The sequence below is a fragment of the Ralstonia sp. VS2407 genome (assembly GCF_052950655.1).
In genome coordinates, this window is sequence record NZ_JBRFVG010000009.1 from 1 (window position 1) to 12,206 (window position 12,206).

12 protein-coding genes and 2 pseudogenes are annotated in these 12,206 nt (G+C 58.8%); 6 read left to right on the plus strand and 8 right to left on the minus strand.

Annotated elements, in window-relative coordinates:
* The 4 genes from ACU8YE_RS15675 to ACU8YE_RS15690 form a co-directional block, all read right to left on the minus strand.
* Positions 1-252 (minus strand): hypothetical protein (locus ACU8YE_RS15675; RefSeq protein WP_446929109.1); only part of this gene is annotated, 252 nt, incomplete at its 3' end.
* Positions 253-616: 364 nt separating this feature from the next.
* A complete protein-coding gene (locus ACU8YE_RS15680) occupies positions 617-1,213 on the minus strand; it encodes a hypothetical protein (protein WP_446929110.1) in 597 nt (198 codons plus the stop codon).
* Positions 1,206-2,066, minus strand: a complete 861-nt coding sequence (locus tag ACU8YE_RS15685; RefSeq protein WP_446929111.1) for a DUF4747 family protein — start codon at positions 2,064-2,066, stop codon at positions 1,206-1,208. Before ACU8YE_RS15685 ends, ACU8YE_RS15680 begins: the two co-directional genes overlap by 8 nt.
* A gap of 153 nt (positions 2,067-2,219) precedes the next feature.
* Positions 2,220-3,197 (minus strand): restriction endonuclease, encoded by a 978-nt coding sequence (locus ACU8YE_RS15690; RefSeq protein ID WP_446929112.1) that lies wholly within the window; start codon positions 3,195-3,197, stop codon positions 2,220-2,222.
* Between the two features lie 349 nt (positions 3,198-3,546).
* On the opposite strand from ACU8YE_RS15690, the gene ACU8YE_RS15695 reads away from it, so the two are divergent.
* Both ACU8YE_RS15695 and ACU8YE_RS15700 read left to right on the plus strand, forming a co-directional pair.
* Entirely contained in the window at positions 3,547-3,957 is a 411-nt protein-coding gene (locus ACU8YE_RS15695; protein ID WP_446929113.1) for an Imm63 family immunity protein, read from the plus strand.
* Between the two features lie 72 nt (positions 3,958-4,029).
* Positions 4,030-4,608 (plus strand): hypothetical protein, encoded by a 579-nt coding sequence (locus ACU8YE_RS15700; protein ID WP_446929114.1) that lies wholly within the window; start codon positions 4,030-4,032, stop codon positions 4,606-4,608.
* A gap of 148 nt (positions 4,609-4,756) precedes the next feature.
* Here the strand turns inward: ACU8YE_RS15700 and ACU8YE_RS15705 are convergent, their stop codons facing one another.
* Together ACU8YE_RS15705 and xopJ are read right to left on the minus strand one after the other, a co-directional pair.
* Positions 4,757-5,629 (minus strand): YopT-type cysteine protease domain-containing protein, encoded by an 873-nt coding sequence (locus ACU8YE_RS15705; protein ID WP_446929115.1) that lies wholly within the window; start codon positions 5,627-5,629, stop codon positions 4,757-4,759.
* A 162-nt stretch (positions 5,630-5,791) separates the two neighbouring features.
* The gene (gene xopJ / locus ACU8YE_RS15710; RefSeq protein ID WP_446929116.1) at positions 5,792-6,859 is read right to left on the minus strand and encodes a YopJ family type III secretion system effector XopJ; all 1,068 of its coding nucleotides are present in this window, start codon (positions 6,857-6,859) and stop codon (positions 5,792-5,794) included.
* A 344-nt stretch (positions 6,860-7,203) separates the two neighbouring features.
* Between xopJ and ACU8YE_RS15715 the strand changes: the two genes are divergently transcribed.
* Entirely contained in the window at positions 7,204-8,106 is a 903-nt protein-coding gene (locus tag ACU8YE_RS15715) for a DUF2242 domain-containing protein (protein WP_446929117.1), read from the plus strand.
* Between the two features lie 127 nt (positions 8,107-8,233).
* Here ACU8YE_RS15715 and ACU8YE_RS15720 read toward each other — a convergent pair whose 3' ends face one another.
* On the minus strand, positions 8,234-8,977 hold the full coding sequence (locus tag ACU8YE_RS15720; RefSeq protein WP_316869411.1) for a response regulator transcription factor: 744 nt from the start codon (positions 8,975-8,977) through the stop codon (positions 8,234-8,236).
* Between the two features lie 206 nt (positions 8,978-9,183).
* Positions 9,184-9,317 (minus strand): annotated as a pseudogene (locus tag ACU8YE_RS15725) (transposase); the annotation flags it as partial.
* 612 nt (positions 9,318-9,929) lie between these two features.
* Between ACU8YE_RS15725 and ACU8YE_RS15730 the strand changes: the two are divergent.
* From ACU8YE_RS15730 to ACU8YE_RS15740, 3 genes and pseudogenes are all read left to right on the plus strand, one after another.
* On the plus strand, positions 9,930-11,351 hold the full coding sequence (locus tag ACU8YE_RS15730) for a hypothetical protein (RefSeq protein WP_446929118.1): 1,422 nt from the start codon (positions 9,930-9,932) through the stop codon (positions 11,349-11,351).
* A gap of 58 nt (positions 11,352-11,409) precedes the next feature.
* A pseudogene (locus ACU8YE_RS15735) lies at positions 11,410-11,514 on the plus strand (Rid family hydrolase); the annotation flags it as partial.
* A gap of 158 nt (positions 11,515-11,672) precedes the next feature.
* Positions 11,673-12,152, plus strand: a complete 480-nt coding sequence (locus ACU8YE_RS15740; protein WP_446929119.1) for a VOC family protein — start codon at positions 11,673-11,675, stop codon at positions 12,150-12,152.
* Positions 12,153-12,206 lie beyond the last annotated feature (54 nt).

Sequence of the window (12,206 nt, forward strand, 5' to 3'; positions counted from 1 at the left end):
CACTTGCAGCACTTCCCACCGGTACAGGTCAACTGTCACGCCATCGAGCGTGGTCAGCATGTAGGCCCCAATCGCGTCCATGAACCCGGCCTGGTAATCGAGGGCCTTGTCCTTGACGTGGAACTGAAGCTCAAAGCGCAGCGTATGCGGCTCGAACTGGCGGTGCATCTTCATGTGCATCTGCGTGCGCCGCAGATAATCCCGCGCGCTCAGGGCGCCTTGTGCATACAGGATGTTGGTCTCAAGGCTCATCGGGCACCTCCGGACGGAGGACGTTGCGTGATGCAGGTGGAGCAGCAATTTGCGGGGCGATGCCCGCGTGGGATGGGTACGGCTTGGGTCGGTTGATCCATTGTCTTGCCTCCGGTTGAGTGAGGAGCCACCCACCTGGGAGGGTGGGCGGGCACACGACAAGGTCTGCAATACCGACGAGATAACAAGACGGCAGGGCCGGAGCCCTCCCTGCCGAGGCCCGCCCGAAGGGCGAACGACAGCAGCGGAGGAAACTTGAGAAGTTTCTCCGGTTATCTCGATCGGGATTGCAGTCCCGGCTGCGGTTGTTTTCGCAGCGTCGTATAGTCTAACGGCGCCACCCCAATGGATCAAGCTGCATAACTCACGGAACTAAATTTTGATCGCCTTGAGCTTCTTCAGCTTCTTCCTGAGCCAAGAAAAATGCATACCATCGACTCAGTCTAAAAATCCTCAATGCCGCTCGAAGAGCCAACACAATGCTGTAAATGAATACAAAATACCCAAAACCTGATCCAACAACATCAATTACCCTAATGAACGGTTTGTAGCCGATGAGGATTTTCGGAGTTTCGAAGTGCATTGCATTCGCAACAAACGCAATGAGCAGAGCGGCTACTTGGAGCAGCGTAAAGTAGAGAAACGACGCACTCACACTTATATATGGAGAAGCATCAACATCGCTCCCTGCCGCTAGCATTCGCTTAAATGCCTCACTCCCAAAACCCAAGAAAATAGCGAAGCCACCAAGCGTAAACCCAAGAACGTTCGGCACAACACCAATGACCTGCTCCCACCATTTTCCATACAACCAAAAATGAAAGGAAAGTGAGCAGACCGTTATCGCAACATAAAAATCAAAAGATTTGAATACCCCCCTCCATCTCTCTGCGATTTTCCAGGAGAGAATAATCAACTCAACATTAGTTTTTATCTCTGATGATTCAGGCTGCCTAGCCATTTCTCAACCTCTTAAATCCCTCTCGCACAAATGCCTTGAAAGAATCCATTAGAGTCGTAGTGTTTTGATCATACTGAGTGCGCTCAAGACGAGGAATATCCTTTGAAGATATTTCAACAGGCTTTCCAGACGCCTCAATGCCTTTTGCTTGTACGGCACCGTTGTCTGCACCAACAGTAACAATTGCCTTCATTTGCTCATCGGGAACAATAGTATCCGCGTCAGGCGCCTTCTTGAATCCGAATTTCTCCTCCGACACACCGCGGGCCTTCATCCGCCTAAATACCTCCTGTTCGTCGTCGTAATCCGTCGGATTCGGCCGCTCGATCGAAACCTCAATTGTTTTTATAACCTGCCATTCATATAACTCCTCGAGCTTACTTTGATCCGTTAGAATTGTCGCATCCACCCTACCAAATCTATCGATCACGATTTGCGCCGCCCCCAAACGCTGAATTAGCTTTAACACCATCCAGGGCGAAACACCAGTCTCCATCTCCTTACGGATAAAGTATAGCTTATGCTTCTTTACATCAAAAAAATACGGAATCTCTTTTAGCGAAGCCTTAAGTTTTTCTGGAATTATTATTTGATTTACATCCCTCGGATCCGCCTGCTTATGCCTCTCAATATCAAACCACGGCTCGTCTTTTCCAATATCTAAAAATCTATAAAGGTAGCCATAGATTGGCGACTCCGGATCATCTTCGTTCTCGAACCTTATATCTCCGATCATTAGCGCCGTATTTGCGTGAGTAATTGACTGACGCTGATTCCAGAACGCGCGCCAGAGCTCAACATAGTTCTTTACGTCGTGTCCCGCCTTATGAACACGGATGTTGATGCCCGACACCGAATACATTCTTTTTCTGGCCATTTTTTCCCCTTTCCTATTTTGGACAATTATTCAATTTTTATAAACCGCGGCAGAAATGCGGACTTACAGCACACCTTGCTTAAGGACACTGTGGACAAGTTGAGGCGTCCGCCTCGGTTGAGATGAGGACTAGGAAGACCGCCCCATCTGCAACGTATACCGACACCCCGTCCGGTAATTGCTGCACCCCCAAAACGCCCCACTCCTCCCATTCCGCGCCACCAGCTTCACCCCACACGCCGGGCACGAAGGCGTCCGGTAATCCCCCTCAAACACCTTCGCCAGCAGCGCGGCCTGCTTGTCTTCCGCCAGCGCGCGGATGCGCTCAAGCACCGCCGGCCCGTCCAATAGCTGGATACCGGCAAGCTCGGAAAACTCCTGCACCGGGTTGCCGACATAACCGGACAAAGACCAGAACACGCCGCGCTTGACCTTGTGCGCCAGCATGGAGCCGCCCAGCGCCCGCACCTGTTCCACCTTCACGGGCTTGGACCACGCCTTGCACTGGACCACCGCCACGGGCGCATCCAGGCCGGCTTTGTACAGCGTGGCGTCAATGCCGCCGTCCGGGCCGTGCGGCACCGTCTTCACGGCAAACCCCATCTGCTCGTAGTACTGCACGCACAGCAGCTCGAACCGCTTCCACTCAAGCGACTGGATGGCCTCCAGCGTCCAGCTCTGGGGCGTGGCGGGTTCTGCCCGCGTGGGGGCTTGCGTGGGTGCAGTGGTGTTGCGTGTGGTGTTAGGCGGATTAGGCGGGTTGGGTGTGTTGCTGCCCGCGGCGTTCCGGGCGGGCTGGGGCGGTGCCTTCGGCGGGCGGGCTCGCCCAGTCGGTTCCGTGCGCGGGGGCCCGAGCCGGGCATCGGCCTGCCGGCTGCGCTCCCGCAGGTATGACAGCACGGCAAAGAAGCCGAGCAGCAGCGCGGGCATCCAGGCCAGCCCGCGCGCCAGCATGCCGATGGCGCTCAACAGCGGGTTGGCGCCAAACGCCGCTGGGAGGATGTTGTGAAGAATCAGGTAACTGGCCGCCGAGCCAATGGCCAGCATCCACCACGGCAGGGCCAACAGCATGTCGCTGGTGGATGCTTGTTTTCTCCTCCGCCCCATCTACCGCCCCCGGCCTAATGCTTTTTAGATATTTAGGACTAGGCGCTTTCTCTGATAATCCGATTCAAACCAGGGCGCCGGTTTTTAATTGGGAAATAGCATAGGCGATGCGTTGGGATTGCGCTGCCCCCGTTGGTGGGGTTCTGGGTGGTTTTTTGGGCGGGGGTTGATAAAGATCGAAACGGCGGGGCTGATTTATATCTGACGAAAATCTGAATTAAGAATTGGGCATGTCACAGGCCGCGCTGACAGGCGCCGCTTCGCTGCGTTAGCATCTCCGCCCAGCACCTTGCTTGACATACAAAGCGCCATGGAGCACTTGGCTCTGGCGACTTCGCAGACCACCGTTATGAGAACGCTCGCAGAGATTGAGGCCGAAGTCGCGCGCCTGGCTGAACGAGTCGCCGCGCCGGGTAACGCCCATCCGACGTTCGGATACACCGCCGATTTTGCCCATCCACATATCGAGGTTGGGGCCGGGCAATATCACTACGTTGCTGTTGAGCGGGGCACCGAGGTATTCCGCAAATCGACGTCCGATCTGGACGAACTGCTGTACTGGATATTCGAAGGTGTGACGTTTTCCATGGCGTGCGCCTATGAATTGGCGCACCGCATTCCCGGACAGGACTTCCGGCGATTGATGTTCAGCAAGCAAACAGAGTTGCTGACCAGCATCGATCCGGAAATGGGGCGGCGGCGCCAGGATGAAATCGCCAAGACATTGCGCAACGCGCCGTTCAATGACAACCGGCCATAGGCTCGACGCAGCAAGGAGCCACCGCAACTTCCTGCACACGCCACCCCAATCTCCAACGCCATGCCCGAGCACATGAACGTCGCGATCATGCTGGAGCGGCCAACATCGCCACCAGATCGGCTCATGACCATTTCCGCACTGGCAACTGCGTTTGCTCGGTTCTATGGCGAGCCCAAGGAGGTTTTCCGCATCAACTACGTGACCGGCGCGTCGGAATGCGAAGCGTGGTCCGCAGTCCCGCGCCTGCTTGAAGAACAGCCCGGCGAGCATGAACTGCTCTTCGTCTATGGCAACCGGGTGGCGCTGCTCGATGGCTCGCGCAGCAGCATCCATACGGAAAGCAATGGCATGCGGGCGAGATTTGTGGTGTCTTTGCCTGTGCCGCTGAGTGTGGCGCTCTCCAAACTGGAGCCCTACCTTCTAGATGCGGCACAAGCCGTCAGCCGTGTGGCCGATACGTTTGCGATTGCTGGAGGCTGGGAGCTTGAACTGGGCGCGGACTTGCAGTTGCAAGACGTGTTGCAAGGCAACTTCACAGACTTCCCGTTGTGCCGGTGGTTGGCAGGCCCCACGCCGTTGTTCTCAAGAGAGCCAACGGGTTTTGCAACGGTGAACAGCTCTGGCGACATCACGCTGCTCAGACGCGTCTGAGTTCGCAGCCACAGCATTGCGACCAGCGCAGACGAAAAAAAACCCGAAAGCCGGCAACCAGCTTTCGGGTGACGTAATGACTGATCGACGGATCGTTGATCGACCAGCCGCCCCACGCGCTTCGATAGCACCCAACTGCTCGTGGGATTCAGGGGTATGCCGGCAATACCCGTAACTCTGGAACCGGAAATCTGTCGGAGTACGCCTGGATGATGTTGCGCAAGCCATCCTTGAGTTCGGCGTGGCGAAGACGGTATTCACCGTGATTGGGGTCGAATACGTGAACATGGTTGCCCGATTGATGCGTGGCAATCGCATGGTTATCGCCGTTGATTCGCATGATGACGACCACGTGGGATGCGTTGGCTTGGGCGAACATGTTTGCCAAGGTCTGCATTGCCTGTTCTTCGTGACTGATCACATCGACAACGACATCCGCCCCAAGCCGCACCCCGTAGTGCTGGAACGCAGGCGCAAACCACTCGCGGTACGGCCGGCGTTGGCCCCGAATCGCCAATTCATGCTGACGGTAGCCTTGTTGTTGCGCGCTAATACCCTCAAGCGTTTGGACCTGACTGAAATGCTCCATTCTTCCGGTGCTTGTCAGCGAGTCATTGGCAATCGAATGAAGCCAAGCGGCGGAAAATACAACGCAAGCGGCTCTCGACTCCCCGACTTGCGCAAGTGCAGAGGCTTGTTCAAACGGGGCATGCCTTACGCGCTGGCTCCTGTCCGATGGGCAGAAGCGCAAGCACCGCCTACTGGAAGCTTCGCCCGCAAGCGAAGTCCTGGGCTGCTCACGTGGTGAACAGCCCTGCTGTCGCGAAATGGCGCCTTGGGTAGCGCACCACGCTGCAAATTCGGGGCGTGTGCAATCCGAGCGGACACCTCTGACGGCATGTTCGATTGCGGCTGGGGCTGTGGTGAATCTAGCGACGGCATCGGAGTGCCGTTGGCGGTGGACTGAATTTTCATTGCTTTGATGTCGTGCGTTACGCCAAACAAAGAATTTTCGCCACACGGCGGCCTGTTGCCCGGCCAGGTGTGAAGCGGCAAACCCCGATACGAATCAACGCATTGGGCGATTCAGGTTTAGCGCCGCTAACAAGACCGACCGACGAATTGACCGCAGACGTCGCCCCGATACGCCTCTGGCCTCTGAACACGATCCCTAGGCGTCAGTTCAGGATTCCGAACTGTTGCTTCTGGAATCATGCACGATGGCCTCCTGAATCTTGTGCATGCGGGAAGCTTCGATAGACATGCTGTACGCGAGCGCATCGCGTTGGATGCGAAACGCGTTGACTCGCTCTCTCAGTGTCTCGGTAGGACCGTTGTTGCTCGTGCTGACATTTTTATGCGCCAGGCCCGGCTGCGCCTTAACTACCGTGTCGACGGTGCCGCGTGATTCAGCGTGCTTGTAGAAGACCGCTGGCAGGATCTTTGTTCCGTCGATATATTCCGTGCCATTCACATGCGCAGATTTATTGCCGCTCTGGAAACATGCCCCTTGGTCATGCAAGCGTTGATGCAGATCATCGAAGAATTGAGAGTGATGAAATGCATGTAATGCGAAGTTGAAGCAAAAAGGTTGGCAACCAATTTTGGATTTTTGCGCTTTAACATCAATCACCGCCATCCTGGCGTTGGCGCCGAATTCATGATCTAGAGCGTCGATGAATTCGTGGTAGCCGTTTTGAAGCATTGGCTGCCCATGCGGGTCATGCTTGAGTGCTTGGGTCGTTTCCATGACAAGCAAGGATCGACGGCCATCGTCATGTGTGCGGACGTCAATTGCGATTCGGTGCGAGCCTCGCGGGTCCAGAATAGCAATGGAGCGCCAACTCGCTGCATGGGTGGTAGCCAGAGCAGCCCGGAATTCCGTCGGCGTTCTCGCACACTGCAGGTTCAGCCCCGGATACTTATCGTTATAGGTATCTGCCAGGATCGCTAGGTTCCGTGCGTCGAGGTTGCTGATTTCTCGGGTAGTTTGGCTAGTGGTAACCGTGTCCAATACCCGTTGTGCATAGTGCGCTAGCTGGGGGTTGACGTTGTTAGCAAGTCTGAGCGTGTTGGCCAAGCTCTCGGCTTTTCTGCGAGCTCGGCGCGGCAATTGCGAGAAGGGGGACGCATGCGTATTGACCTCCGCGCTAGTGGAAGGGCTGACGGCTGCATTCTCGCGTTGCGTGTTGTTGATCGAGTCGTGCCGGTCTACGTAGGTGGTGCTTTGTTTGGATATGCAGAGTCCCAAGGTTCGTTCTCTTTTGCGAGGGAGGGTAAGTCCCTAGCATAGTGCGGCTCGCGCGTGGCTCAGAAAGCGAGGCGAAGTCATTGTGCGTCTTGCGAAGTGACCCTATGCCCCTGGAGAGCCGAGTGAATCTCAACAATGGCGTTGGCTTTGCGGGCAGGGTGAAGCGCCTTCTTGATGCGCGGGACGGACACACCTGGCGGGGGTGACGTGTCACCGGACAAACTTATAATGTCGCCCGGCCACCCGCCTAAGCCCCCACCGCGTGCCGCGCACAAAACTTGCGCCGCACCTGCGGTGGCCACCGGGCCGCAACGTCACCCGGCCAAGCCCTTTTACCCAACGCCATGCCCTACCGCTTCCGTCCGTTGTCTGTTTTGTGCGCTGCTGCCAGCATGGCTGCCGCTCTGGCTGCGTGCAGCTCTGCGCCCACGCCGCTCTATCAGCAGGAGCAGTTCGATGCGGCGGCAAGCCCGTATGCGCGCACCTTCCACGCCAAGTCCGACGCGACGTGCGAGGCGGCACGCCGGGCGCTGTTGAGCCAGGGGTATGTGTCGAGTTCGCCGCGCGCTGACACGATCGACGGCAGCAAGAATTTCCAGCCGAGCAACGATTCGCACGTGGTGATCTCCTTCCACGTGGTGTGCGCGGAGGCCAATACCGAGGGCACGTCGAGCACGGCCTATGTGAACGCGGTGCAAGACCGCTACACGCTCAAGAAGACGAGCACGTCGGCAAGCGTGGGGTTGAGCATCCTGGGCTCGGTGTCGCTGCCCATTGGCTCGGGTGACGATTCGATGGTGAAGGTGGCAAGCGAGACGATTCCGGCCGGGGTGTTCTACGAGCGCTACTTCAACCTGGTCGACCACTTCCTGAAGATCGACCCGGCCCGCCATGACCGCAAGGTGGCCAAGGCGGCAGAGAAGGAACACGTGGCCCCGCTGCCCGAGCCCGCCCCCACGCCGCAGGGCGAGCCGATGAAGATGACGACGCCGGTGGTGCCCACGCCGGCCGCGCCGCCTGTGCCGGTGGCGGCGCCGGCTTCGGCTCCGGCTGCTGCGCCGGCGTCTGTGCCCGCTTCAACGCCAGCGGCGGCGCCTGTGGTTGCGCCGGCTTCTGCACCGGCATCGAAGGCGCCAGTTGATGCTGCACCGGCATCGGCTCCTGCGGTGACCACGCCGCCTGCACCCACGCCGGGCCCGGCCCCCGCATCCGCACCGGCTGGTGCAACAACGGGCGGCGCTAACTGAGCGCGACCGACCCGCCGCCCCTCCCTATATATAAAAGGGCCATCGAGGAATTCCGCAGAGCGCAGCGCGGTAGCCGGCCAACGGCGCTGCTGCAGAGCGCGTGGCGGCATCGGGCAGGCGTTTGCCTTCAGGCGGCCAGCTGTAGTGCAGACGCAATAGTCGTCGCCTGCCTCTCTTCCTCATGTACCGCCAGTTGGTAGCCACGCGCATAGACCGTCTTGAGCTCGACCCCCGTGGCCTTTCCGAAGCACAGCTTCTTGCGCAGCTTGTAGACGTGCTGTTCGATGGAGCGCTCTGCAACGCTGGCGTCCGTCCCCCACACTGCGGAAGCGATCTGCTGACGTGACAGGAACGCCCCCGAAGACGAAAACAACAGCCAGGCCGTGGCAAATTCGCGGGCGGTCAAACGGATGGGGGTGCCGTGCAACGTCACCGTCCGGGTAAGCCGGCACAAACGGTACGGCCCGACCACCGCACGCGTGGCGGACTCGGTTTGCTGCGTGCCGTGCTCGGCGCTGCGCAGGATGCGGCGTACACGCGCCTTCAACTCCTCGGCGGTGAAGTGGCCGGTGATGAAGTCATCGACAGCGCTGTCAAAAACGGCCCGCATTTCGGCGCGTTCGACAAAATTGCCGAACACCAGCGTTGGCCAGCACATATCGGCGTTGCACTCGCGCCAGGACAGCACGAGTTTGCCGGCCGTGCTGAATAGCTGTGCATCGATCATCAGCAGATCGAAGACCTCACTGCGCCGGGCGCGCAGCAACGCCAATGCATCGTCGAATCGCTCGCACGTCACGTCTTGCGCTGAGAGGCAAGCCGTCACGAACGCAAAGCTGGAGGGATTGCTGGTAAGGATGGCGAATTTCATGACGTACCCCGACTGATGCGGTGCCAATCAATGTGTCGGCCCCGCCTGTTTTCTTTTACCCCAGCATAACTTTCACAATTCCTTCACACATCCCTCCGAAGAGTGATATTCCGGTGTGGCAGCAATTCCTCTGCGATTCGACGCATTTGTCATCAAATTGACACCTATTTGAAATATTTAGGCGCGGATTGCGGTCACGGCCACCCCAGGCCCCGGATGCCGCGCGTGCCGTCGGACAGGACCCGGCCAGCGCCAGATCGGCGGCCTGGCTGCGTACTACGGCATCCTCCCGAAACTTCATCCGCAGCGCGTCGAAGAACACGACCGGATACGAAGTTTCGCCATACCGGATCGGAGAGTTTCGTCACGTTCCCCTGCCCTTCGCGTTATCCGTGACCTTTATCGACGCTCCAACGTACTGTGGAACGTTCACTTGCCATATGGCGCATACCTCGACGCCGTAGGCAGCGCTTGCCGCAGTCACGGTGTACGGAATTGGAGTCTCGAAACGATGAAAATCAATCCAACCGGTAACGTCGCCATGCCGACGGTTGCTGAGCAGAGTCACACTCCCGGGAATGAAGTTCACGTTGCATCAGCGGGTGCATCACGGTCTTCCGTGGCGGAAGGTAGCCCGTTGCATGGGCTTCGCCGCACGCGCAGCCTTCCGGCGCGGCTCGGTGCCGCTTTGTCCGACGACTCAACAGAGACGAAAACACGCCGAGCGTCCGGCCGAAGGCTGGCAACAGCCAGTCAACGTTCCGTCGCGACGGGACAGCACGCTCGTAGCCCCGGCGTAAGCGAAATCAGGACACCCACCTCTAGCGCCAGGAGCGAACACAGCGTCGACATCGGTGATGCGCACGGGCCAGTCCCGCCGGGCGGCACGCAAGACGCGTCGATGCCATTGGCGACATCTTCGCAAGCCGGCGTCATGCAACGGCTATGGAACATGGCCGACATACGCACACTGTTGAGCCAAGCCAACGATCATGAATTCATCGGGGCATTGCGGGCCCCCACGGACGAGGCCAATGCCGATGGCGATGGCGCCCGGCTGGATCGCTTGGTCAGCCACGTTTCGGCGTTGAAGACGCATCTGGATAGCGCTGGGCTCGATGGCGCGCTGGCAACGCGATTCAAAGCGCGCCTTGATGAGGTGGGGGTCACGCTTAAAGCTCTGCAAACGGATAAACCGCTCGGCGAACGTGCCGCAAAGGTTATTGGCCTGAACGCCCTGCTCGCGCCGTTGCCGTTGATGATCCCGCTCATGACGAAGCCACGGCAACAGAAGACTGAAGCGGAAATTGTGGCGCTGATGGCCAAAGCAATGGTCGAAGCCATCGGCATGATTCGCACGCCGACGACAGACAACAATCTCCTGAAAGACCGTGCGATGGCGCGCTACTACGCGAACACGGTGCAAGCGGTGGAGTTTGCCCTGCCTACGTTTGTCAGCGGCCTGCGATTCCTGAACGACAGCCCGGCGTTCAACATTGCGGCCGGCGCCGTATCGACCGGTGCCCTGTTTGGCGGCTTTCTGTCGAAAGAAATTCGGGACAAGTACAACGTCTGGCGCACCGGGTCGAAACATCCAGACTTGCGCAAGGCAGGCGTGGCGCTCTCTTCCGAAACGAAAGCCGCGCTGGACGCAGTCAGAAACGCGGTCGAGATGGACCAGCAGATGCTCAATGGCGCCAAGGATAGGTTCATTACGGAGCACGGCCGTGAGCTGAGCCCCCACTTGAGTAAGCAGGTGGCGATTGCGGTCAACGCCTATCAACGCATTGCAGACGAACTCGCCGAGTGCATCGGTCTTCCGGCCGCCGAGGGGCACGCACAGAATAGCGACCGCTCCGCAAAACTCGCGCTCGCTCTATTCTCGACCGCGGTTTGCACAGCAACGACGGTTTTGATGCTGCCTGACAAGATCGGAACTGTGGACCTCGCGTCCGACGCTGCCTTTACCTCCGCATTGATGTTCAGCTTGATGGCGGACAAGAACGTAAGCCGCAAAGACGCCTTGGAAGAGTTCAAGACGTTTGTTGGACTGAGCCTGGTCATGCTCGCGGTACTCGCGGCCAACAAAGCAGCGAATGACTTCATGGAGCGCGGGGTAAGTGGACTGCTGGTCGGCTCGATCGCGATGAGCGCACTGAACTTGACGATGCCGGGGCCAGTGGGGCATGCCGCTGCGCGTGGCATCGAGGCACTCATGAGCATGAGCCCGTCGGACATGTTGAACGGACTGAAAAGCATTGGCGATCGCGTGTTCCAGATGTTTGCTGGCGAGCAAGCCCGCCCCCTTCCTCGAAGCACTGTGAGGTTAGAGGAACTGGACCCCGACCTTGAGGGGGCGCTATCAGCCCGATAAAGGGCTCGTCGTTCCGTCCAGCGCGATGATCTCGTTGGAGCACCTCGCGCTGGAGCAAGTGGGCGAGGCGCCCTACCCCACGCTCACAGGCATTGGCATGACGTGGCTTTATGGTTTCCAGTTCGAGATCCAGGTGATCGCCAAGCTGCCCGAGCCGGCATGACGGATGCGTCAGTCCTACGAGAATCCGTACCCGCCTCTGCCGTAGGAATGTGCGAGAGTGCAAGCCACGGCAATGGCATCCACTTCACCTCACGGGCACGCGCACTCTGTGGAATGCCTCGACCGCACACGCCGATGCCCGCTCTTCAGGAGACACGCATGGTCAGCAAGAACACGATCTGTCTGTGGTACGACCGCGATGCGCTGGACGCAGCCAACTTCTACGCCAAGACCTTCCCTGACAGCAAAGTCACCGCTGTGCACCGCGCACCGGGCGAGTACCCGGCCGGCCAGGAGGGCGATGTGCTGACGGTGGAATTTACCGTGGCGGGCATTCCTTGCCTGGGGCTGAATGGCGGCCCGCAGTTCAAGCACAGCGAGGCGTTCTCGTTCCAGATTGCGACCGACGATCAGGCCGAGACGGATCGGCTGTGGGACGCCATCGTCAGCAACGGCGGTCAGGAAAGCGCGTGCGGCTGGTGCAAAGACAAGTGGGGGCTGTCGTGGCAGATCACGCCGCGCGCGCTCACGGCGGCCTTTACCGACCCGGACCGCGCAGCGGCCAAGCGCGCCTTCGACGCGATGATGACGATGCGCAAGATCGACATTGCGACGATTGAGGCGGCACGGCGGGGCTAGTTGATCGTTCATCGGTTGCCGCATCTGCATTGCCGGGCGCCAGCGGCTCGGCAA